The organism is Umezawaea endophytica (assembly GCF_025061645.1).
Classification (GTDB): domain Bacteria; phylum Actinomycetota; class Actinomycetes; order Mycobacteriales; family Pseudonocardiaceae; genus Umezawaea; species Umezawaea endophytica.
Genome location: NZ_JANYMP010000004.1, coordinates 236059 through 257018, shown reverse-complemented (window position 1 = coordinate 257018; position 20960 = coordinate 236059). Strand labels below are relative to the sequence as shown.

General features: G+C 69.3%; 24 protein-coding genes. 11 read left to right on the top strand and 13 right to left on the bottom strand.

The features are described from left to right. Nucleotides 1-269: 269 nt before the first annotated feature. The 3 genes from NZH93_RS11120 to NZH93_RS11110 all read right to left on the bottom strand — a co-directional run bounded on the left by NZH93_RS11120 (nt 270) and on the right by NZH93_RS11110 (nt 3467). Nucleotides 270-1055: a DsbA family protein gene (locus tag NZH93_RS11120; RefSeq protein ID WP_259622909.1), complete on the bottom strand. Its 786-nt coding sequence runs from the start codon at nt 1053-1055 to the stop codon at nt 270-272. 296 nt (nt 1056-1351) lie between these two features. After that, nucleotides 1352-1672, bottom strand: a complete 321-nt coding sequence (locus tag NZH93_RS11115; protein WP_259622908.1) for a molybdopterin cofactor-binding domain-containing protein — start codon at nt 1670-1672, stop codon at nt 1352-1354. 196 nt (nt 1673-1868) lie between these two features. Then, a complete protein-coding gene (locus NZH93_RS11110) occupies nt 1869-3467 on the bottom strand; it encodes a cellulase family glycosylhydrolase (protein ID WP_259622907.1) in 1599 nt (532 codons plus the stop codon). 374 nt (nt 3468-3841) lie between these two features. Here NZH93_RS11110 and NZH93_RS11105 point away from each other — a divergent pair, with 374 nt between their 5' ends. Continuing rightward, a complete protein-coding gene (locus tag NZH93_RS11105; protein ID WP_259622906.1) occupies nt 3842-3994 on the top strand; it encodes a hypothetical protein in 153 nt (50 codons plus the stop codon). 139 nt (nt 3995-4133) lie between these two features. Here NZH93_RS11105 and NZH93_RS11100 read toward each other — a convergent pair whose 3' ends face one another. From NZH93_RS11100 to NZH93_RS11080, 5 genes are read right to left on the bottom strand one after another with little or no spacing between them, the layout of a single operon-like run. Further along, nucleotides 4134-4742 carry a GNAT family N-acetyltransferase gene (locus NZH93_RS11100; protein WP_259622905.1) on the bottom strand — a complete coding sequence of 203 codons (609 nt, stop codon included), beginning with the start codon at nt 4740-4742 and terminating at the stop codon, nt 4134-4136. Next, nucleotides 4739-6316 (bottom strand): amidohydrolase, encoded by a 1578-nt coding sequence (locus tag NZH93_RS11095; RefSeq protein WP_308214187.1) that lies wholly within the window; start codon nt 6314-6316, stop codon nt 4739-4741. The genes NZH93_RS11100 and NZH93_RS11095 overlap by 4 nt, the downstream gene beginning before the upstream one ends. Continuing rightward, nucleotides 6313-6717, bottom strand: coding sequence for an acyl-CoA thioesterase (locus tag NZH93_RS11090; RefSeq protein WP_259622904.1), 405 nt, complete (start codon nt 6715-6717; stop codon nt 6313-6315). The genes NZH93_RS11095 and NZH93_RS11090 overlap by 4 nt, the downstream gene beginning before the upstream one ends. Further along, nucleotides 6714-8117, bottom strand: coding sequence for an AMP-binding protein (locus tag NZH93_RS11085; RefSeq protein ID WP_259622903.1), 1404 nt, complete (start codon nt 8115-8117; stop codon nt 6714-6716). Before NZH93_RS11085 ends, NZH93_RS11090 begins: the two co-directional genes overlap by 4 nt. Further along, complete coding sequence (locus tag NZH93_RS11080; RefSeq protein ID WP_259622902.1) at nt 8110-8856, bottom strand: enoyl-CoA hydratase/isomerase family protein; 747 nt, start codon at nt 8854-8856, stop codon at nt 8110-8112. The genes NZH93_RS11085 and NZH93_RS11080 overlap by 8 nt, the downstream gene beginning before the upstream one ends. Before the next feature lie 93 nt (nt 8857-8949). Here NZH93_RS11080 and NZH93_RS11075 point away from each other — a divergent pair, with 93 nt between their 5' ends. Continuing rightward, nucleotides 8950-9582 (top strand): TetR/AcrR family transcriptional regulator, encoded by a 633-nt coding sequence (locus tag NZH93_RS11075; RefSeq protein WP_259622901.1) that lies wholly within the window; start codon nt 8950-8952, stop codon nt 9580-9582. On the opposite strand, the gene NZH93_RS11070 is transcribed toward NZH93_RS11075, so the two are convergent. Then, on the bottom strand, nt 9579-10442 hold the full coding sequence (locus tag NZH93_RS11070) for an alpha/beta fold hydrolase (RefSeq protein WP_259622900.1): 864 nt from the start codon (nt 10440-10442) through the stop codon (nt 9579-9581). The two genes, NZH93_RS11075 and NZH93_RS11070, sit on opposite strands and share 4 nt — an antisense overlap. A gap of 104 nt (nt 10443-10546) precedes the next feature. Here NZH93_RS11070 and NZH93_RS11065 point away from each other — a divergent pair, with 104 nt between their 5' ends. Further along, on the top strand, nt 10547-10990 hold the full coding sequence (locus NZH93_RS11065; protein WP_259622899.1) for a nuclear transport factor 2 family protein: 444 nt from the start codon (nt 10547-10549) through the stop codon (nt 10988-10990). A 51-nt stretch (nt 10991-11041) separates the two neighbouring features. Here the strand turns inward: NZH93_RS11065 and NZH93_RS11060 are convergent, their stop codons facing one another. Continuing rightward, a complete protein-coding gene (locus NZH93_RS11060) occupies nt 11042-11248 on the bottom strand; it encodes a CsbD family protein (RefSeq protein WP_259622898.1) in 207 nt (68 codons plus the stop codon). 221 nt (nt 11249-11469) lie between these two features. On the opposite strand from NZH93_RS11060, the gene NZH93_RS11055 reads away from it, so the two are divergent. The 6 genes from NZH93_RS11055 (at nt 11470) to NZH93_RS11030 (ending at nt 14037) form a co-directional block, all read left to right on the top strand. Next, nucleotides 11470-12027, top strand: a complete 558-nt coding sequence (locus tag NZH93_RS11055) for an RNA polymerase sigma factor (protein WP_259622897.1) — start codon at nt 11470-11472, stop codon at nt 12025-12027. Further along, a complete protein-coding gene (locus NZH93_RS11050) occupies nt 12018-12557 on the top strand; it encodes an Asp23/Gls24 family envelope stress response protein (RefSeq protein WP_259622896.1) in 540 nt (179 codons plus the stop codon). The genes NZH93_RS11055 and NZH93_RS11050 overlap by 10 nt, the downstream gene beginning before the upstream one ends. A 13-nt stretch (nt 12558-12570) precedes the next feature. Then, complete coding sequence (locus NZH93_RS11045; RefSeq protein ID WP_259622895.1) at nt 12571-12924, top strand: Asp23/Gls24 family envelope stress response protein; 354 nt, start codon at nt 12571-12573, stop codon at nt 12922-12924. Continuing rightward, complete coding sequence (locus NZH93_RS11040; RefSeq protein ID WP_259622894.1) at nt 12921-13253, top strand: hypothetical protein; 333 nt, start codon at nt 12921-12923, stop codon at nt 13251-13253. Before NZH93_RS11045 ends, NZH93_RS11040 begins: the two co-directional genes overlap by 4 nt. A 61-nt stretch (nt 13254-13314) precedes the next feature. Then, the gene (locus NZH93_RS11035) at nt 13315-13776 is read left to right on the top strand and encodes an Asp23/Gls24 family envelope stress response protein (protein WP_259622893.1); all 462 of its coding nucleotides are present in this window, start codon (nt 13315-13317) and stop codon (nt 13774-13776) included. A gap of 84 nt (nt 13777-13860) precedes the next feature. Next, complete coding sequence (locus tag NZH93_RS11030; protein WP_259622892.1) at nt 13861-14037, top strand: hypothetical protein; 177 nt, start codon at nt 13861-13863, stop codon at nt 14035-14037. Nucleotides 14038-14113: 76 nt separating this feature from the next. On the opposite strand, the gene NZH93_RS11025 is transcribed toward NZH93_RS11030, so the two are convergent. Then, entirely contained in the window at nt 14114-14998 is an 885-nt protein-coding gene (locus NZH93_RS11025) for a nucleoside hydrolase (protein WP_259622891.1), read from the bottom strand. A 70-nt stretch (nt 14999-15068) separates the two neighbouring features. Between NZH93_RS11025 and NZH93_RS11020 the strand changes: the two genes are divergently transcribed. Together NZH93_RS11020 and NZH93_RS11015 are read left to right on the top strand one after the other, a co-directional pair. Continuing rightward, nucleotides 15069-15983: a ketopantoate reductase family protein gene (locus tag NZH93_RS11020; protein ID WP_259622890.1), complete on the top strand. Its 915-nt coding sequence runs from the start codon at nt 15069-15071 to the stop codon at nt 15981-15983. Between the two features lie 131 nt (nt 15984-16114). After that, entirely contained in the window at nt 16115-18700 is a 2586-nt protein-coding gene (locus NZH93_RS11015; RefSeq protein ID WP_259622889.1) for a glycoside hydrolase family 9 protein, read from the top strand. Between the two features lie 45 nt (nt 18701-18745). Here the strand turns inward: NZH93_RS11015 and NZH93_RS11010 are convergent, their stop codons facing one another. Together NZH93_RS11010 and NZH93_RS11005 are read right to left on the bottom strand one after the other, a co-directional pair. Next, nucleotides 18746-20110: an alpha/beta hydrolase family protein gene (locus NZH93_RS11010; RefSeq protein ID WP_259622888.1), complete on the bottom strand. Its 1365-nt coding sequence runs from the start codon at nt 20108-20110 to the stop codon at nt 18746-18748. Nucleotides 20111-20236: 126 nt separating this feature from the next. Then, nucleotides 20237-20812, bottom strand: coding sequence for an ArsR/SmtB family transcription factor (locus NZH93_RS11005; RefSeq protein ID WP_259622887.1), 576 nt, complete (start codon nt 20810-20812; stop codon nt 20237-20239). Nucleotides 20813-20960: the final 148 nt, after the last annotated feature.

Sequence of the window (20960 nt, the reverse complement as noted above, 5' to 3'; positions counted from 1 at the left end):
CTCTCCGCTCTCCGCTCTCCGCTCTCCGCTCTCCGCTCTCCGCTCTCCGCTCTCCGCTCTCCGCTCTCCGCTCTCCGCTCTCCGCTCTCCGCTCTCCGCTCTCCGCTCTCCGCTCTTGGCTCTTGGCTCTTGGCTCTTGGCGACAATCCCAGAACCACCGTCGCCACGGCGCGCCCATCCCGCTGGACCTACGACCTTCATCTGTCCTCAGTGGACTATTTGGTGTCCCCTCGGAGGCCCGTCCACCAGGACGGGCCTCGCCGAGCACATCAGCCGATCAGATCCGTCAACCAGGTCGACTTCGAGATGTCCACGAGCTTGCCCCCGCTCGCCACCGTCGGCGTGCCGAAGTACGTCTGACTGCCCTGGGTGCGCTGGAGCGCCGGGTCCGACCCCGCCGTCCGATACGCGGTCTTCACAATCTCGTTGAACGTGCCACCGCGCACGTCCTGCTCGTAGGTACCGCCAACCTGGAGGTCCTTGCCCAACGCGACGAGCTGGTCCGCGGTGTAACCCGCGCCGCCCTCCTGCGGTTGCGCGCCGAACAGGCTGGCGTGGAAGTCCGCGAACTTCTCCGGGCTGTTCTTCGCCACCGACAGCGCCGCGTTGGCCGACAGCAGCGAGTACCCGGCGGGCTTGGACTTCGAGTCGAGCAGGTTGACGATGTGGTAACGCACCTTCAACGTCCCGGCCGACAGCGCCTCGTCGATCTGCTTGTCGTTCTGCGCCTCGAAGGTGCCGCAGATCGGGCAGAGAAAGTCCTCGTACACGTCGATGGTCGCCTTCGCGTCGGCCTTGCCGACCACGACCGTTCCGGTCTGCTCCTCCAACACCGCGGGCACACCAGACACCCCCGCCGAGACGACGGGAATCCCAATGGTCCGCGTCTCCTCAGCCTCCTTCTTGCCGGAGAAGATCACCGCACCGACAACGACGGCCGCGAGCACCGCCACCACCACGACCCCCGCGATGACCGCGACCCGGTTACCCCCTGCTCCCCTGGCCTGCGCCACTGCCTTGCTGCCACGCTTGCGCGTCGCGTTCTTGCTGCTCATCCGCTTTCCCGCTCTCCTGTTCTCGCCTACCCCCACCGGTCGGCCCAACGGCACCCGAAGTTCCAACGAACTCCGCCCGGCCTGTGGCCACCCTGGAAGCACCGCGTGACCACCATCCAGGAAAGCACCACCCGCCAGGTCGGGTCAGTAGATCGGGCAATGACCCGCGCGGCCTGCCCATCGAGGGTCTCACGGAAACTCGATCGGGTGAACGGGGTGGTCACCGCGCTCAACCACACCACCACCAACCCACCACGCCACTCCGTCCGATGTGGACCCACCGTGTCGCGACCGGGTCACAGCACCTCGCCGAGGATGATCGACAGCCCCCGGCCCCGCCACCCGGCCGCATGGTCGTCGGCGTCGAATATCACGTCCTCGAAGAGGGCCACACCAATGCCCATCACCAGACCATCGATGATCTGGCTGCGCGCGTTCTTCACGTTGAGGATGCGCCCACCATCCACAACAGACACCACCCGCGCCGCCCAGAGGACACCGAGTTCCTCGTCTACGCACACCCGCACTTGTACCGCCTCCCGCGAACAGTCACGGGAATACCGCCACCCGCCAACAGCGGCGCGCGCACCACCGCCAGCGGCCAGCGATGCGAACATCGCTGGCCGCAAACCAGGCGCAGGCCCCCGCGTGGACTTTGCCGAACGCCCCCGCCCGTCCCCCACCCCCGTCCCACCCCCGTCCTGCCTCCGCCTCCGTCTCCGTCTCCGCCGCCTCTGCCGTCTCCGCCTCCGGTTCCGGTTCCGGTTCCGCCGAGGCCGCCGCCGTCCCCTCCGCAGCCGCCCTCTCCTCCGCCTAGGCGCAGGCCGTCGCGTTGAGCGTCACGGCCGCAGGGGCTCCCGCCGTGCCGTTGGCGGTGAACCCGAGCGACACACCCGCTCCGGCGGCGAGGGACGGGCTGTGGGATGGCGCGATCACGGTGACCGTGTTGCCGGACTGGGTGAACGTGCCGTTCCACCCGCTGGAGACGGTGGCTCCCGCGGGCAGGGTGAAGGTGACCTTCCAGGGGTTCGCCGCAGTCGTCGCGGTGTTGGTGACCGTCAACGCGCCCTGGAAACCGCCCTGCCAAGAGTTATCCAGCTTCCACGCCGTCGTGCACCTGCCCGTACCGCCACCACCGGTGGTGGTCGTCGTGGTCGTGGTCGTCGGATTGGTGCCACCGCCGGTGGGCGGGATCAGGTACGGCTGGAGGATCGACTGCTTGGCCTGGTTGACCGTGGTCCAGTCGTCGCCGACGAGGCCGCCGGTGTCACCGGAGTTGGGGTTCCACGACCAGTAGGTGAACGAGATGCCGTTGACACCGGTCCCGGTGTACGCCATCAGCTTCTCCAACCACACCTTGTCGACCGGGTTGGCCAGCGTGGTGCCGAACTCGCCCATCATCAGCGGCGCGATGTTCTGCTTGTACAGGTATCCCCAGTACTTGTCCCAGATCGCCGTCATGTTCGCCGGGTAGTCGGGTGCGCTGAACCACGGCTGGTTGTAGACCGAGGTGGCGTACTCGTGCGGCGAGTACACGAGCCGGTTGGCCACGTTCAACCGCACCGGGAACTCGCCTGCCTTCGACAGGTTGCCACCCCACCAGCCGCAGTCCTCGTCGTTGGTCGGGTCGTTGTCCCACACGTTCGACAGCCCACCACTCGGACAACTCACCCCCTCGACGAAGATCAGCCAGTTCGGCTGCACACCCAGGATCGCGTTGCCCGCCCGCTCGGCCGCCAATCGCCAGTCCCGCGCGGTATCACCACAGCCCCAACAAGACCCGGTCGCCGCCGGATTAGTGCCCTCGGCGTGCGGCTCGTTGTGCAGGTCGGCACCGATCACGGTGGTGTTGCCCGCGTAACGCTGCGCGAGCGCCTTCCAGTCGTTGATCCAGGTCGTCTCCGGAACACCCGCCGTGTACCAGAGCGCCGACTGCCCCGCACTGGTCGGCCGGTGCCGGTCCAGGATGACCCGCATCCCCTTCTGCCCGACGTACTCGATCACCTTGTCGAGAATCTGCAACGGCGACAGCCCCACCAAATCCGGATTGGTGAAGTCGTTGATCCCGGTCGCCCTGGCATCAGCCTTCAGCGCGTCGTTGGAGAACGGCACGCGCAACGTGTTGTACCCGAGCTGCGCCATCTGGTCGAGCTGCTGCCGCCACGTGCGACTAGCCCACAACCCGTGGAACGTCTTGTTGTCGGTCTCCATCCCGAACCAGTTCAACCCGGTCAGCCGAACCACAGCCCCCGTGCTGTCGAGAATCTTGTTGCCACTGGTGTGCAAATACCCCGTACCAGTACCACCGGCCGGCGCCGCCGTGACCTGACTACCAGCACCGACGGCAACCACTCCACTCACTGCCACCACCGCCGCCACCAGCGCGCCGAAGATCCTTCTCCGCTGCTTCATTCGCTCTCCTTTGAGGATGGCCGCAACGTCTGGGAGCGCTCCCAGAAAGAGAGTAGCCAGAGGTCCCGCACTGTCAAGGAAGCGAATTAAGGCTTACTGCGAGTGGCCGTACAACCGCTCAGCCGACAGGCTCAACACCACACAGCCACTTCTTCACTCCGACCACCACCCCTTTACAATCCAAGCGGACACAAGCTCGCGCCCCACCCCGGAACCGAGCAGCGCACGACCATGTCCTTCACCAAACTTTCGACTCGGCACCGCACTTCCACAAATCGGCACTACCCGGTCTTCAAATCCGGATAGGAATGCGTGGGTGGGACAGCGGACCGTCGTAAACGGGCACCCCGCACGGCATACGCAGGGTGGCAGCGGTGCCTGCGCGTACAAAGTCCTCCTCCAAGGACACGAACGACCTCCCGGTGATGCACCCGTACGTCGTCACCAAGGGCGGAACCGACGACCAGTGCCCGACAACGGAGTCCCTGGCCAGCCTAGCCCTCCTGAGCAGGCTGCCGCTGGCCTGACCGGCCACCACCACCGGCCCCAGCCGCACCTGGCTCAAGAGAACCGTGAGCCACCACTGGCTCCCTGAAAGACGACCCGCGCCGCCGTCGAACGCGGAAGCCAGACCTACCGCTACCGCAACAACCACACCACTTCCTCTCAAGCGAGTCCGCTGGACACAACCGTCCGGCGCACAACCGGGTCGGCCGGGCTCAGGCCGTATCGGTGTTCGTACACCGCCTCCACCAGCGCGCGGAGGTCGTCGCCCACGATCGGTGGTGTCGGTGCGCGGTTCAGATCCACGGCCATCAAGCGCAACGAGTGCGGCTCTTCGTCGTCGCCGTGCGGTGGCAGGTACGACTCCACCGGCAGCAGCAGTGCCCCGTTCCGTTCGTAGAACGAGATCCGTCTGTTCCGCACCACGACTTCCTCGGCGTCCACACCGGACTCGGCGGGGTCTTCCACGTCGTGCACCATCCGCGTGAACCCGGCCTCCCCCATCGCTCCGGTCAGGTGCGTCCACAGCATCGATCCGACACCACGCCCACGGCTGCCCGCGACGAAATATCGCAGGAACACCCACCCGGTGGACGCCAACGGCCGCAACACGGCGAACCCGATCGGCGCGTCATCTACCAACACGTACGCGCGGTCGGCCAGCAGCGAGGAGAACGACGCCCGCAAGTGCGGTGGGAACCCGTCCTCGTAGATCCCCCTCACCAACTCCAGGTCTCCGGTCTCCAACGACTCCGCTGCCACGAGCTTCACCGGAACACCCCTCCCACCATCGTCCGAAGCACCGAGATGTCCTTGATCCGAGCGGGATCCACCGTCACCGGGTTGTCCGACAGCACCACGAGGTCGGCGAGCTTGCCCGGCGTGATCGTTCCCTTGACCGCCTCCTGGCACGACGCGTACGCCGACCCGTAGGTGAAGGCGCGCAAGGCCTCCAGTCCGCTGACCGCCTCGTCCGGGTTGAACGACGCCCCGGACGACGTCACCTGGTTCACCATGTCGTGCATCCCGAGCAGCGGGGCGCCACGCACTACCGGCCGGTCCGAACTCCCCGGCACCACGAGCCCCGCGTCGAGCAGCGATCTCTGCCGGTAGGCCCACTTCACCCGGTCCGGGCCCAACGCGGTGATCATCCCGTCGCCGATCTCGTTGACGAACCTGCCCTGCGGCACCGGGACCACGCCCAGCGCCGCGGCCCGCGCCACCTGGTCGGGCCGTGCCACTCCGAAGTGCTCGATCCGATGTCGGGGCGCGGATCGTGGGAACGCCCCCGCGGCCGACTCGTACGCGTCCAGCACCAGGTCGATCGCCGCGTCGCCGATGGCGTGCGTCGCGACCCGCCAGCCGGACCGGTGCGCCGCGATGATCGTCGCCTTCAGGTCCTCGGCTTCGCCTTGCAGGTAGCCGCGTTCACCGGGCGTGTCGGCGAAGTCCTGGCACATCGCGGAGGTGTGCCCGATCAGCGAACCGTCGGAGAACACCTTCACCGGCCCGATGCGCAGCCAGTCATCACCGAACCCGCTCCGGATACCCAGATCGAGACCGAGCGACAGCCCGTCGTCGGCGTGCGCGGTCAACGACCGCAACGCGTCGACCGCCACCATCAACTCCACCCGGACGTGCAGCTTCCCCCTCTCGCGCGCGGCCTGGTATGCAGCGACCTCCACGGGTGACTTGCCGATCCAGCCGCCGCCGATACCGGCCTCGACGCAGCTCGTGATCCCCTCGGCCAGGTACTGCCGCCCGGCCCGGTCGATCGCGTCGACCAACGTGTCCACCGGGTACGGCAGCACCAGCGAGTTCACGAGCTGCTGTGCCTGCTCCTGCAACATCCCGGTCTCGGTGTCCACCACTCCACCGACGACCTCGACCGGCCCAGACGTGATGCCCAACGCCTCCAGCACCGGCGTGTTCACCACGCACATGTGCCCGGACGTGTGCTTCAGCCACACCTTCCGCCCCGGCGCCACCCGGTCCAGCTCCGCGCGCGTCGGATGGCCACCGATCTTGTTCTGGTCGTACCCGGCCCCGACGACCCACTCGCCGGGTTCGACGGTCCGCGCCCTCTCCTCCACCGCGCGGTACAGCTCGGCCAGGTCCCGAACCCGAAGGTCCACTTCGGACAGCGTCAGCCCGAACCATGCCATGTGGTTGTGCGCGTCGTGGAAGCCTGGCACGACAACGGCTCCTCCGAGGTCCACGACCTCCCGAGCGGGCACGTCCTCCAGCGCCACGATCCGATCACCGAGGATCGCGACCGACCGCACGTCAGGCCCGTCCAGCGTGACGACTTCGGCGTTGGTCAGCAACAGGTCTGCTTCGATCACGACTGGTTCTCCAGGAAGGTCTCGCGGTACCAGTCGCTCCACGGCGCGGGCTTGCCCGTCACCGGATCGGTCTTCACGATCACCCGATACCCCTTCGCGTACGTCACGTCGCCACCACAGCGGAACCCGTACACCGCGCTGGTGGTCCCGATCCGGTCGAACGTCAGTTCCACCCGCAGCGGCCCCGGCGCGGTCACCGCCGCCAGGAACTCCACGTGCAGTTCCCGCACCGCGTAGTGCAGGTCCGGGTCGCGGTCGCCGAACCGCGCCCACCCCTTGCCCAGTTCCTCGAACAGCGCCGACTGCGCGCGTTCGACGTGCACCGCGAACCGCGAGTTGTGCAGCGTCCCGTTCAGGTCGAGTTCGTCGAAGAACACCGGGCTGTCCCATGCGAAGGTCATGGCGCGCTCCGATCCAGCAGTTGCTTCGCGACTCGTTCCGACGGTGTCCGAGGCAGGTCGGCACGGAACTCCCAGTAGCGCGGCACCTTGAACGACGCCAACCGCTCCGCGCAGTACTCGGCCAACTCCTCCTCGCTCACCGCACCGACCACGAACGCCTTGACCTCTTCGCCGCGGATCTCGTCCGGCACGCCGACCACGGCGGCGAGCGTCACGGCGGGATGGCTCAGCAGCACCTCCTCCACCTCGTGCGCCGCGATGTTCTCGCCGCTGCGCCGGATCATGTCCTTGATCCGCCCCAGGTGGTACACGCGCCCCTGCTCGTCCAGCCTGGCCAGGTCGCCGGTCGGGAACCACCCGTCGCGCAGCACGCTCGGCAGCCCGAGGTACCCGTCCATCATCCCCGGCCCGCGCAGCAGGAGCTCACCGTCGACGATCTTCATCTCGCGGTGCGCGGCGGGCCGCCCCAGACAACCCGTGCCGACCAGTTCGTCGTGCTCCTCGGCGCCGACGCGGATGTCCGCCCCGGTCTCCGTCATCCCGAAGGCCTCGTACCAGCCGACACCCCAGCGGGTCTCCAGCGCCGAGTGCAGCGACGGTGGGATCGCCGAGCACTGCACGGCCCGCACCCGGTGCGAGCGGTCCAGCGGCGACTCGGGCATGCGCAGCAACAGCGTCGGCATCGCGCCAAGGCAGTAGAAGTAGGTGACGTCGTGCTCGCGGACCTTGTCCCAGAACGAGGAGGGGTGGAAGCCGTCCAGCACGACGAGTTCGGCGCCTGCGAGCAGCGCGGTCACGACGTTCCACTGCGGGTCGATGTAGTAGAACGGCTGCGCGGTCAGCATCACGTCGTCCGCGGCCAGCCGGGGGAACTCCTCGACCAGGCTGATGGCGAGGGTGGTCCAGTACCGGTGCGACAGCACGCAGCCCTTGGGCGCCCCGGTGGTGCCGGACGTGTACTGGATGTTCACCGCCGCGCCGGGATCGACCGGCTGCTGCTCGAACCCCTCCACGGGAACGAGTTCCTCCAGCGGCAACACAGGGACGGCCAGGGAGTCGACCAGCGGCCGGAACTCCTCGGTGGTCACGACGGCGACCGCGGCCGAGTCACGCAGCAGGTGCTCGGCGTCCACGGTCCGGTACCGCGTGTTCACCGGCACCATCGCCGCGCCCAATCGGGCCAGCGCCAGCCATACCAGCGGGAACTCCGGCTGGTTGCGCAGCAACACCGCTACCCGGTCGCCCGCGCCGATCCCCTTCAGCCGCAGGGCCTGTGCGTACCCGGCCGTCAGCCGGTCGACGTCGCCGAAGGTCAGCCGGACTCCGGGATCGAACGTCCAGGCCGTCCGCTCCGGCCACAACTCCCCCGCACGGCGGACGGCGGTGACGAGGTCAGTCACGTCCGAACTCCTCACGCGGCGCGTCCCCTTCCCCGGACAGGCTGGTCAGCAGGGCGTGGTCGACCTCCGTCGCGAGCGCCTCCTCCAGCGTGGCGTCGAGCCCCAGATCGAGGACGCGTTTGGCCAGGCTGACCGCGACGCGTGGCCGCGCGATGACGCGGCCCGCCAGGTCGAGGGCGACCTTCTCGTGCTCACCGGCGGGAGCGACGCGGCTGATCAGCCCGATGACCTGGGCCTCACCCGCGGGCACGCGCTCACCGAGCAGCAGCAGTTCCTTCGCCTTGGCCAGTCCGACGAGGTGCGGCAGCAGCCGGGAGATCCCGCCCGTCACGCTCAACCCCACACTGACCTCGGGGAACCCGAACTGGGCGTCCTCGTCCGCCACGACCAGGTCACACGCGAGCGCGAACTCGCAGCCGGCGCCGAGCGCGTACCCGTGCACCGCGGCGATCACCACGCCGGGGAACCGCCGGACCAGCCGTGTGACGTCCTGGATGCGCTCCAGCCGCGCTCTGGTCTCCAGCACGGTTTCCACCGGTTCGGGTTCCTTCAGGTCGTGCCCGGCGCAGAACGCGCGACCGCGCCCGGCGAGCACCACGACCCCGGCGCCGTCGGCCGAGGCTCGCGTCAGCGCCTCCACCAGTCCGTCGGTGAGCGCGGGCACCACGGCGTTGAGCCGCTCGGGCCGGTTGAGGTGGATCAGCGCCACTCCATCGCGGCACTCGTACTCGACAACCACGGACGTTCCTCCTACCCGGTCTCCCGATCGATCGATCGATCGGGCATGATGTGACCGTAGGTCGGGTCCGCCGAAGAGGTCAAGGGGTGCGCTGTGAGTCTCACCGGAACGAGGGTCAGGGATGCCGCGGTCGAACTGTTCGCGGAACGCGGATTCCACGGCACCGGCATCCGTGACCTGGCTGAACGCGCCGGCCTGTCCTCCGCGACGCTCTACCACTACATGGGCACCAAGGAGGACCTGCTCGTCTCGATCATGACCGAGAGCCTGGAACGCCTCCTCAAGGCAGGCGAACGCTTCACCGGATCCGATCCGCTGAAGCGGATCACCGACCTGGTCGAACTCCACGTGCTCACCCACGCGACACACCGACTGGAAACGCGGGTCGTCGACGACGAGATGCGCGCCCTCTCGCCCGACCGACGCGGTGCCGTCGTGGCGTTGCGCGACCGCTACGAGGCGCTGTGGCAGGACGCCATCGACGCCGGGTGCGCGGACGGCGTGTTCCACGTCCGCGCACCCAAGGTCGCCCGGCTCGCGCTGCTGGAGATGTGCGGCGGCGTCGCCCGCTGGTACGCCCCGGCCGGCCCGATCGCGTTGGAGGACCTGGCACTGCGCTACGCCGAGATGGCGCTCGGCGTGCTCGGCGCGGCGGGCCCGCCACCGGTCTTCCAGGTCGACTCCGTCCGGCGGGTGCAGGTCATCGTCGACGAGATCTGGGCCTAGAGCACCCGGCCGAGGAAGCCTCGGATGTACCCGGCGACCCCGTCGAGGTGGCTCTCCAGCAGGAAGTGACCACCGTCGAGCAGGTGCACCTCGGCGGCCGGCAGGTCGCGGAGGAACGCCCGCGCGCCGTCCGGCCCGAAGATCTCGTCGTTGCCGCCCCACACGGCCAGCAGCGGCACCTGACTCGCGCGGAAGTGCTCGTGGAACTTCGGGTACAGCTCCAGGTTCGTCCGGTAGTCCAGGAACAGCGCCATCTGCACTTCGGCGTTGCCCGGCCGTGAGACCAGCGCGTGGTCGTGCGCCCAGGCGTCCGGGCTGATCAGGCTCACGTCGGGCACGCCGTGCGTGTACTGCCAGCGAATCGCGTCCAGGCTCAGCGCGGCGCGCACCGGCGCGGCGGTCTCCGGGTTCGGGTCGGCCCAGTACGCCCGCACCGGCGCCCAGAACTCCGGTACCAGCCCGTCGGCGTAGGCGTTGCCGTTCTGGCTGATGATCGCGGTGATCCGCTCCGGCCGTCGCACCGCGAGCCGCCAGCCCACGGGCGCGCCGTAGTCCTGCACGTAGAGCGCGGTCCGGTCGACGCCGAGCTGGTCGAGCAGCCCGTCGACGAGGTCGGCGAGCGCGTCGAACGAGTAGTCGAACTCCGCGACCGACGGCGCCGCCGAGTGGCCGAAGCCGAGCAGGTCGGGCGCGATCACGTGGTAGCGGTCGGCGAGCAGCGGGATCAGGCCGCGGAACATGTGCGAGCTGGTCGGGAATCCGTGCAGCAGGACGATCGTGGGCGCGTCGTCAGGACCTGCCTCGCGGTAGAAGAGCGACTGGCCGCCGACGGTGGCGGTGCGGTGGTGGACCGAGGTCATCAACTAACCCCTTCGAATGTTTTATCCGGTTAGCCTGGCCGCCACATCGGAGCACACCGCCGCCTAACCTGTCAATAACATCAAAGTGGTTAGCTTTGGGCGAGATGGCCGTCCGGAAGACTGGATTCGAGGGATCAACACCACGATGGGGGTTCGCCGTGACACCACAGGAGATCTTCGAACGCCACGTTCGCGCCGGCATGACTCGTGACGCCGAGGCGCAAGCCGGGCTCTACACGCCCGACGGCGTCTTCGAGGCACCACTCATGCCCGAAGGCACGGGGTACCCGCGCAGGCTGGAGGGGCGGGCCGCGCTGCGGGACGGCTTCGCCGAGATGCACCGCAGAGCGGCGGCCGACCAGCGCGTGGTCGACTTCGCGAGGTCGCGGTACGTCCTGCACACCACGGCCGACCCGGACGTGTTCATCGTCGAACTCGACACCGCGTTCGTCGACGCCGAGCCGATGGCGCTCGTGCAGATCTTCCGCCTGCGCGACGGTGAGATCGCACTGATGCGCGACTACTTCTCCCCCGAGATCGTCCTCTGAGGACAAGGGGTCCGGCCGGCAGACCCCCGACAGGCCTGCCGGCCGGAGGTCCTACTTGGAGAAGACGTTCTTGATCTTCTCGATGCCGTCGCCGACGGCGTCCTTGACGTCCTCCACGACGTTCTTCAGCCCCGCCGAGGCCTGATCGCCCTGCCCCTCGGCCTTCAGCGCCTCGTCGCCGGTCACCTCGCCCGCGGCCTCCTTGGCCTTGCCACCCAGCTCTTCGGCCTTGTTGCCGATCCTGTCGCCCAACGACATCGCGTCTCTCCTCCAGTCAGCGGTACCCGGCGGGTGACCGTCTTGAAGTGAGGACACCGCGAGCAGCGGAATCGTCACGCCACGATCGGGTGCTCCACCAGGTGACGACGATCACCGTCACCGATCCTGGAAAAGGCCGTGACGTTTCCCGCTCCGGCCGTGTCCTACCAAGAGCCGCTGGAAAGGAATTCGCCGATGCCGTGCGCAGTCGGAGGTCGTGGATGACGCACATCGAGGTCGTCAGCGATCCGCTGGACGACGTCACGCTCGTCACCCGTGCCAGGGATGGCGACATACGCGCCTACGAGACGCTGGTACTCCGGTACCAGGGGCAGATGTACCGGTTCGCGCTGCGGATGCTCGCGAACCGGCCTGACGCCGAGGACGTCGTTCAAGAGGTCTTCCTGACCGCTTGGCGGAGACTGGACCAACTCCAAGAGGGGGCGGCGTTCGTGGCGTGGCTATATAAGGCCACGACGAACCGGTGCCTCAACGTGATCCGCGCCCGCAAGCCTCAGACGGAGGTGGAACCCGATGCCCACGAAGCGACCGACCCCCTCCCGGACAGGTCGGCCGAGGTCGGCGAGCAGATGGCCGCATTGTCCAGTGCGCTACTCGAGCTCACGGACGACCAGCGGGCGTGCTGGCTGCTGCGCGAGGTCCACGGCCGGTCCTACGACGAGATCGCGCAGTACATCGGCGGCAGCGTGACGGTGGTGCGCGGCCGAATCGCACGCGCACGAGTGCAACTCGCGGAGGTGATGGCGCCATGGCGATGAACGAGACCGATCAGGGCTACCTGCTGCCCTGCGGCCGTGACGTCGAGGCGGTGTGGGACCGGCTCGACGAGATCGACGCGCACGAACTGGAGTGCCCGCACTGCCTGGGCGCTCGCGAGAGCCTGCGTGCTCTGCGCGCCGCCACAGAGGAGATGGCGCACGACACCGAGGAGCCGTCGCGCGCGCTGTTCGGCCGGATCATGTCCGCGGTCCGGGCCGAGGTCCGCCGCGGCGACGTCCTGCCGATGCCGAGTGACGACGCCGGTCCCATCCACGTGAGCGGTCGGGCCATCGCGGCGGTGCTGAGGTTCGCCGCCGACACGGTCCCCGGCGTCCGGGCCCGGCACTGCGAGGTCGTCTCGCGGATCGACGTGATCGACGTGCGGATGAAGCTGGCGGTGAGCTACGTGAACCTCTCCGTCGATCTGGTGGACGTTGTGCGCGAACGGGTGACAGCGGCTGCCGCCGCGCGCGTCGGCGTGCGGGTGGACCGTTTGGACATCACCGTCGAAGACCTGTACGACCTCTGAGGGAACGGGCGAGATGACTCCGGAGCACGTGATCACCAAACCGGTGGTGGCCGCCGTCGCCGCGCACGCGGCGAGAGGCGTCACCGGTGTGGTGCGGTTGGAACCAGGCGTCGCCGGTCTGGTCGGGTCGGTGGCGCGCACCGCGCGGCAGCGGTTCAAAGGCTTGGATCCCGTGCCGACCGAGGGTGTGCGGGTGCGGGTCGAGAACCAGGTCTGGGTGGAGGTCGACGTCGTGACGTCGGCCGTCGACCAGGCGGTCGCCGTGGCGAGAGCCGTGCAGCGCGCGGTCTCCCGCGCGATCACGGACGCCACCGGCCTCCCGGTGGCGGCGGTCGCGGTGTTCGTCCTGGACATCGAGCTGTCATGACGACCTCACCGGAACTGGCCGAGAAACTCCTGGCCGCACTGCGCAGCGTCCCCGGCCTCCGCCCGGCCGCGCCGCCGACGAAACCGACCACCTCGTGGGTGCCGTGGGACTGGGACACCCTCGCCGTGGACCTGAGCCCAGAGGTCGTGGAAGTACGCGTCGTCGCGACCGCCCTGCCACTACCCCCGCGACTGGCCGAGGCCACGACCGTCCTGAACGACGTACTGCGCCACAGTCCGTTCGCCACAGCCACCCTGCGCATCGTGGTGACCGATCTGGACGCGGCAGCACTACTCACTGAGACCTACGACACACCACCGGCCTCGTGACGTTCCCACCGAAGCCGGTGTCCTACCAGCACAAGCAATTCCAACCAGAGGGAGCACGATCATGACCAACCCGACCGCCACCACCAACCCGAGCACCGCGGTAGTCCCGACGAACGGCCGCCTGTCGACGGAACAAGGCTCGACCACCATCGCCGACACCGTGGTGCAGAAGATCGCCGGCTTGGCCGCCCGCGAGATCAGCGGCGTGCACGCACTGGGTACAGGCACCTCCCGCGCGTTCGGCGCGATCCGCGAACGCATCCCCGGTGCCTCGGCCAGCGCGGGCCAGGGCGTCTCCGTCGAAGTCGGCGAGAAGCAGGCCGCGGTGGACCTGCAACTGCTGGTCGAGTACGGCGTCCCGATCGCCGACCTCGCACGCTCCGTACGCCGCAACGTGATCACCTCGATCGAGCGGATGACCGGCCTGGAGGTGGTCGAGGTCAACATCACCGTCACAGACGTCCACATCCCTGGCGACGACGACACAGCGACATCGGAACCCACACCCACCCGCGTCCAGTAGGCCGAACACGGCGGCACACACGACAAGACCGACCACCGCCACCCCGCCGCTCCACCACCATCGACCTCCAGGAGAGCCAGCGAGATGACCGCCACCTCACTAGGTCTGCTGTCCGGCCTGGCACTGGGCTTCGCCGCAGCCTTCGGCGGCTTCAGTGCCTTCCTCATCGTGCTCGCATTCGGGGCACTGGGTTTGGTCGCAGGCCGAGTAGCGGACGGCAAACTCGATCTCTCCCAACTGACCAACCGCGACCGAGGCTGATCGCCGCTGCGCGCGCGGCGGCGGAGATGGCGAGGTTGGGGTGGGTAGGTCAGAGGTGCTGTGTCCACTTTGGATGTCAGGAGGACAGGCGTTGGTGGAGAAAAGCTCGTAGTGCTTCGACGTCGGTGTCCTCCGCTACGTCCACCGGGAATGCTCCCGGCACGATCGCTCCTCGGCTGTCGCCGTCGGACGTGTTCACGTCCAGCAGGTGGCGGCAGGTCGTCAGGATGCCCGGCTTGATCGCTTCGGCTACCGCGACGGCGTCGTGGATCAGGATTCCGTCGATGCCGTTCGCCTCCAGGTAGAACTCGCGGTAGCGCGTGGTGAGGCTTTCCAGCGTGGTTCCTACCTCGCCGGTCAGCGACTCCAGCCAGGCGCCGTCCACGGCGCACCTGCGGGTCAGGTCGATTGGTACCAAAACCGGACGTTCGGCGAACACGCGGTGGGCGGCGTCCGCGTCGCTCCAGAGGTTGAACTCAGCCGCGGGGGTGACGTTGCCGCCTGCGATGCCGCCGCCCATGATCACCAGCCTGCCGATTCGGCCCGCGTGCGTCTCCAGGAGGCGGGCGATGTTGGTGAGTGGGCCGATCGCCGCGATGGTGACGGGGGCGGTGGTGCTGTCGATGGTGTCGCGGAGGAATTCGACGGCGTCGCGGGGGTCGATTCGGGTGTTTTCGGGCAGTGTCAGCGCCTTGCCGGAGAGGCCGTCGTCGCCGTGTACGCGTCGGGCGTCGGGCAGGTGCACCTCGCCCAGCGCGCGGTCGGCGCCCCTCGCCACCGGGGCCGTGCTTCCCAGGAGTGCCAGCAGGCGTTGGGCGTTGCGGGTGGTGTGGTCGATCGACACGTTGCCGAAGACGGTCGTGACCCCCAGCAGGTCCACCTCGGGGCTGCGGGTCGCGAGTGCCAGTGCGAACGCGTCGTCCACTCCGGGGTCGGTGTCGATGATCAGCGGGATCGTCATGCATCCCAGTCTGATGGAGGGCACCAGAGCACTTTTGCCGTCCCCGCGAACCGCGCCTACTGTCGTTGGCATGAGGATCCTCGTGGTCGGTGCGGGCGCGACCGGTGGTTATTTCGGTGCGCGGCTCGTCGAAGCGGGGCGTGACGTCACGTTCCTCGTGCGGCCGGGTCGGGCTCGTGTGCTGCGGGAACGTGGTCTGCGGATCGTCGAGCCGGGCGGTGTGACGACGGTTCGGCCGACGCTGGTCGAGCCGGGCGGGATCACCGGCGGGTACGACCTGGTGCTGCTCTCGGTGAAGGCGACCGCGCTCGCCGACGCCATCGAGGACTTCGCCCCCGCGGTCGGCCTGGACACGCTGATCCTCCCGGTGCTCAACGGTTCGGCGCACCTCGACCTGCTCGCCAAGCGCTTCGGCGACGCCGCGGTGCTCGGTGGTACCGCACGGATCATCACGACGCTGAACGACGAGGGCGACATCGTTCGCGACGGCGGTCCGCACCTGTTGCGCTACGGCACGCTCGCCGCGCCGAAGCCCCTCGACGCGGTGGACCGCGCTCTCTCCGGCGCGGGGTTCGACGCGGTCCAGGTCGAGGACATCACCGCGGACCTGTGGACGAAGTGGGCGTTCATCACCTCTCTCGGCGCGGTGACGTGCCTGATGCGCGGGTCGGTCGGTGAGGTGGTCGCCGTGCCCGGCGGTGCGGAGTTCGCGAGCGCGGTGGTCGACGAGACAGCCGCGATCGTCGCGGCGGCGGGTCACGCGGTGCCGGACGCGGAACTGGAGGGCATCCGGGCGACGGTCACGACGGCAGGCTCGCCGCTGACGTCCTCGCTCTACCGCGACCTGGTCGGCAGGCGGAGCGCGGAGGTCGAGCAGTTGTTCGGCGACCTGCTGGCGGTGGCGGAGCGCGTCGGTGTGGCCGCTCCCCTGCTCGGTCTGGCCGCGATCCACCTCCGCGTGCACCAGGCCCGCGTTCAGGGCTGACGAACGCCCCCTGTACAGACCTCGACCCGGCCCCTATGTTTCTGGGAGCGCTCCCAGAAGCGGGGCGCAGCCGTCAGAGCGGACGGCACGGCACCCCTGCACGACGTGCCGCGGTTCGAGGAGATCACTACATGGCACCCCACTCGCCACGGCGATGGCGCCGTGCGGCCAAGGCGGCCACCACCGCGTTAGCGCTGGTCGTCACCGGCAGCACCGGCTACACGGCCCACGCGGCCGACTACGAGCGGCTCGTCAACGGCACCTTCTCCGGCGGTACCGCCGACCCCTGGTGGAACGGCGCGGGCACGTCCGGCCGCGTCACCGACGGGGAGTTCTGCACCGCCGTCACGGGCGGCACCACGAATCCCTGGGACGCCCTGATCGGCCAGAACGGCGTGCCGTTCGAGACCGGCCAGTCCTACACGTTCGCGTTCGACGCCCGTGCCACGACGGCCCAGCGGGTCTCGGCGGTGACGGGCGAGGGAGTCGCCCCGTACCGGCAGATCGCGAAGCAGGACTTCGACGTCACGACTACCAAGCAGCGGTTCACCTACACGTTCACCTCCACGCTCGACTTCCCCGACGCGGGCAACGGGCAGGCCACCTTCCACCTCGGCGGCCAGTCGTTCGACAACACGGTCTGCGTCGACAACGTCTCCCTGGTCGGCGGTGCCCTCCCGCCCGGCGGCGGTCCCGGCGCGCCGACGAAGAAGATCCAGGTCAACCAGGTCGGCTACCTCCCCGGCCTGCCCAAGCACGCCACGCTGGTCAGCGACTCGACCACGCCCCGGCCGTGGACCGTGCGCGACTCGGCGGGCGCCACCGTCGCGAGCGGCCAGAGCACGCCGCAGGGCCTCGACGCCGCCTCGGGCGACAACACCCACCTGATCGACTTCTCGTCGTTCGACCAGGCGGGCACCGGCTACACCCTCGCCGTCGGCGATGACGAGAGCTTCCCGTTCGACATCACCGCCAACCCGTTCGCGGAGCTGCGCCACGACTCGCTGGAGTTCTTCTACCACCAGCGCAGCGGCACGCCGATTGAGGCGAAGTACGTCGGCGACACCTACGCCCGAGCGGCGGGTCACCTGAACGTGGCGCCGAACCAGGGTGACGACAACGTTCCGTGCCGTGCCGACCTGAACTGCGGCTACACCCTCGACGTGCGCGGCGGCTGGTACGACGCGGGTGACCACGGCAAGTACGTCGTCAACGGCGGCATCTCCGCGTGGCAGGTGCTCGACACGTACGAGCGCGCGGTCGCGCTCGGTGACGCGGACGCGCTGGGCGACGGTTCGCTGAAGATCCCCGAGAGCGGCAACGGCGTGCCGGACATCCTGGACGAGGCCCGCTGGGAGGTCGAGTTCCTGCTGAGGATGCAGGCGCCGAGCGGCATGGTCCACCACAAGATCCACGACGCCAACTGGACCGGGCTGCCCACGCTGCCCGCCCAGGACGCCCAGCCGCGCAGGCTGTCGGCCGTGAGCACGGCGGCGACGCTCAACACGGCCGCCGTGGCCGCGCAGTCCGCCCGGATCTGGAAGACCATCGACCCCGCGTTCGCCGCGAAGGCGCTCGCGGCGGCCGAGAAGGCCTACGCGGCGGCGAAGGCGAACCCGAACGTCCTCGCCGATCCCAACGACGGCACGGGCGGCGGCACGTACTCCGACGGCACCGTGTCCGACGAGTTCTACTGGGCCGCTGCGGAGCTGTTCACCACGACCGGCGGCGCCGCCTACCGCGCCGACGTCACCGGGTCGCCCCACTACCGGGGGCAGAGCCTGAGCACGCGCGGGTTCGACTGGGCGTCGACCGGCCCGCTCGGCGACATCACGCTCGCCGTGGTGCCCAACGGCCTGCCGCGCGCGGACGTGGCGGCGATCAGGTCGGCGTTCACGACCACCGCCGACGCGCACCTGGCCCAGATGGCCACCGCGGGCTACCCGGTGCCCTACCGGAACCCGGATGGTTCCTACGACTGGGGTTCCAACGGTCTGGTCGCGAACAACGCCGTGGTCCTGGCGCTGGCCAACGACTTCACCGGTGCCGCGAAGTACCGCGAGGGCGTCTACCGGACGATGGACTACCTATTGGGCCGCAACCCGACGGGCTACTCCTACGTCACCGGCTACGGCGACCAGCCGGTCCGCAACGTGCACCACCGGTTCTGGGCCAACCAGTTGGAGCCGTCGCTGCCGACCGCGCCGCCCGGCGTGCTGTCCGGTGGCCCGAACAGCGCTCTCCAGGACCCGATCGCGGCCAGGCTGCTCCAGGGCTGCAAGCCGCAGAAGTGCTTCGTGGACCACATCGAGGCGTACTCGCTCAACGAGGTGACGGTCAACTGGAACTCCGCGCTCGCGTGGGTCGCGAACTGGGCGGCGGAGAAGTCGGACGGCAAGGCGGGGTGCGAGGTCGACTACAGGTCGACGAGGTGGTCGTCCGGCGAGGTCGCCACCATCAAGGTGACCAACACCGGTGAGAAGGCCTGGAACGGCTGGGCGTTGGGCTTCGACTTCCCCGGTGGCCAGAAGATCACCAACGGCTGGTCGGCCACGTGGGAGCAGGACGGCGCGGCCGTCACCGCCACCGGCCTGCCGTGGAACGAGAGGGTGGCGCCGGGCCGGTCGACCTACCTCGGTTTCGTCGCCACGTCGGGTGCCACCGACGCCGATCCGACGACGTTCCGGGTCGGCGGGAGGGTGTGCTCGGTGGGCTGACCCACCGGCGTTCGGCGGAGGCCGCGTGGCCTCCGCCGAACGCGGTCAGACGGTGAACAGCCCCCAGTAGGCCGCCCACGGGACGAACAGGACACCGGCCGCCGCGAGCGGCACGAACCGCCACCCCGTCCGCATGCGCCACCACACGACGGCAGTCGCCACCACGACACCGATGGCCGCGAGTTGGAGCGCCAACCACACCGGCGGCCTGCCCAGCACAGCGGAGTCCACATCGGACGCTCCGCTCCCGACGATCGAGAACAGGTACACCGGTGTGCCGAGCACGGCGACGATCCCGCACAGCGCCAACGCCGCGGCGGGCCGCCGTCCGGGCCCGGACGTCCGTCCCCGCAGCCGACGCGCGAGCCCGCCGATCGGGTGGGCGGCGAAAGCGCCCAGCAACACCAGCAGGACGACCAGGTGCGCCACCGGCGACTCGTACCACGCGACCGGCCTGACCGGGGCGCTCTCCCGGTCCTGCACCGGCGCCGCGTCGGCCGAGGCGGTCGGCGGGCCCGCCGCCAGGGCGGTGATCCACGTCGTCGTCAGCTCGACGTAGCCGGGCGCGAACTCCTCGGCGGCCGAGTAGCCGTCGTCGCTGCGCCGCATCGAGTGGTCGGCGTTCCGCACCACCCGCAGCGTGTAGTGCGTGTTGCCGCCCTCGTCCAGGGCTTTCCGGAACCCTGTCAGGCTCTCCCCCGGCACGGACGAGGTGTCGTGCTCGGCGAACAGCCCCAGCACGGGCTGCCGGACGCGTCGGAGCACGGGCACCGGGTCGTGTCCGGAGTCCCCGAACAACCCCGCGTCGATCAGCATCCGGCTGGCGTTCGAGCCGAGGGGCCCGATCAGCGACTCCCGAACTCCGGCGTGCGCCAGCTTCGTGGCGTTGCTCCACAACTGGGTCCGGCCCGCGTCGACCGAACTGGCGCCCACCGCCACGATGAACGCGGCGTGCTCGGAGGTCGACGCGGCCAGCGGCACGACCCAGCCGCCCTGGCTGTGGCCCCACAGCCCGACCTGGTCCGGCGCCACCTCCGGCCGGGTGCGCAGCAGGTCGACCCCGGCGTTCGCGTCGGCGGCGAGGTCGTCGAACGTGCTGGTGGCCCGCGAGTAGCCGGGGCGCTTGTCGTAGATCAGCGCCACCACCCCGGCTCTGGCGAACGCCTCAGCCTCCGGGCGGTAGTCGTTCCGGTCGGAGGCGCCCGCGCCCGCCACGACGACCACGCCGGGCCGTCGGTCGGACGCGCCCGGTGGGGCGATCACGGTGCCGTGCAAGGTGATGGTGCCGCTCGAGTAGCTGACCTCCGATGTGACCAGGTCGTCTCGGGTGTCGGCGTTCGAGGGCGGCGCGGTGGCCGCGACGCTGATCAGCGCGGCGAGCCACGCGATGGGTTTGCGCAAGGGCAGCACGAGGTGCTCTCCTGTCCGTGGGAGTTCTGCGGCATCGGTGAAACCGCCCGAGAGGGCGGGGTGCGCGGTGCTTCCGCTTTCCGGGCCGTCGAGGTGCAACTCGACGGCCCGGAGTCTTCTTCGGGGTCAGTCCTCGACTTCCTCCCTCGGGTCGGGAAAGGCGATGAACCGGGTGAGCACGGTCCGCGCGTCCGACGGCACGTCCTCGTCGGGGCGCTGGTAGCGGTTGAGCAGCGCGAGGTAGTCCTCGAAGAACGCGCCCAGTTCCTCCATGGCGAGGCGGACCGTGCCGCGCGAGAACGGAACGGCGTCCGCCCACTCGCCCAGCCGTTCCCGGTGCGCCCAGAACTCGGCGAACGTCTCCAGGTCCTCCGCGACCCAGAGGCGGGTCAGTTCGTCGGTCGCGGCGCGCATCTCCGGGTCCTGCTCGCGGAGGCGGGCGAACCGCACGTCCTTCCGGGCCGTGCGCCACCACCGCTCCCGGCCGCGAGCGCGCTCGGGAACCTCCTCGACCAGGCCGTGTTCGGCGAGCACCCGCAGGTTGTAGCTGGTGCCCCCGGTGGTGATGCCGAGTCGCTTGGCCAGCGACGTCGAGGTCGCCTCACCCATCACCCGCAGTTCGCACAGGATGCGCTGCCGCACGGGGTTGGCCAACGCCTTGGCCGTGCCGAGGTCGGTCGGGCCCGGATTCTCCTCACCCATGAGTGCACGATAACTCGTGCATCAATTATCGTGCAAGTGGCCCGAAGCGCATCCGGAACGACACCACCGACAGCCCCAGCAGCGGTTTGCGGCCGTTCAGCCAGCTCAGGGGCCCGTCGGGGGCGGTTCGCCAGCGCACACCGGCGAA

Coding starts and splice junctions, on each gene's coding strand:
- NZH93_RS11120 (WP_259622909.1), bottom strand. CDS start 1,055: ATGAGCAGCAAGAACGCGACGCGCAAGCGTGGCAGCAAGGCAGTGGCG.
- NZH93_RS11115 (WP_259622908.1), bottom strand. CDS start 1,672: ATGTTCGCATCGCTGGCCGCTGGCGGTGGTGCGCGCGCCGCTGTTGGC.
- NZH93_RS11110 (WP_259622907.1), bottom strand. CDS start 3,467: ATGAAGCAGCGGAGAAGGATCTTCGGCGCGCTGGTGGCGGCGGTGGTG.
- NZH93_RS11090 (WP_259622904.1), bottom strand. CDS start 6,717: ATGACCTTCGCATGGGACAGCCCGGTGTTCTTCGACGAACTCGACCTG.
- NZH93_RS11070 (WP_259622900.1), bottom strand. CDS start 10,442: ATGACCTCGGTCCACCACCGCACCGCCACCGTCGGCGGCCAGTCGCTC.
- NZH93_RS11065 (WP_259622899.1), top strand. CDS start 10,547: ATGGCCGTCCGGAAGACTGGATTCGAGGGATCAACACCACGATGGGGG.
- NZH93_RS11060 (WP_259622898.1), bottom strand. CDS start 11,248: ATGTCGTTGGGCGACAGGATCGGCAACAAGGCCGAAGAGCTGGGTGGC.
- NZH93_RS11055 (WP_259622897.1), top strand. CDS start 11,470: ATGACGCACATCGAGGTCGTCAGCGATCCGCTGGACGACGTCACGCTC.
- NZH93_RS11050 (WP_259622896.1), top strand. CDS start 12,018: ATGGCGATGAACGAGACCGATCAGGGCTACCTGCTGCCCTGCGGCCGT.
- NZH93_RS11045 (WP_259622895.1), top strand. CDS start 12,571: ATGACTCCGGAGCACGTGATCACCAAACCGGTGGTGGCCGCCGTCGCC.
- NZH93_RS11040 (WP_259622894.1), top strand. CDS start 12,921: ATGACGACCTCACCGGAACTGGCCGAGAAACTCCTGGCCGCACTGCGC.
- NZH93_RS11035 (WP_259622893.1), top strand. CDS start 13,315: ATGACCAACCCGACCGCCACCACCAACCCGAGCACCGCGGTAGTCCCG.
- NZH93_RS11030 (WP_259622892.1), top strand. CDS start 13,861: ATGACCGCCACCTCACTAGGTCTGCTGTCCGGCCTGGCACTGGGCTTC.
- NZH93_RS11025 (WP_259622891.1), bottom strand. CDS start 14,998: ATGACGATCCCGCTGATCATCGACACCGACCCCGGAGTGGACGACGCG.
- NZH93_RS11020 (WP_259622890.1), top strand. CDS start 15,069: ATGAGGATCCTCGTGGTCGGTGCGGGCGCGACCGGTGGTTATTTCGGT.
- NZH93_RS11015 (WP_259622889.1), top strand. CDS start 16,115: ATGGCACCCCACTCGCCACGGCGATGGCGCCGTGCGGCCAAGGCGGCC.
- NZH93_RS11005 (WP_259622887.1), bottom strand. CDS start 20,812: ATGGGTGAGGAGAATCCGGGCCCGACCGACCTCGGCACGGCCAAGGCG.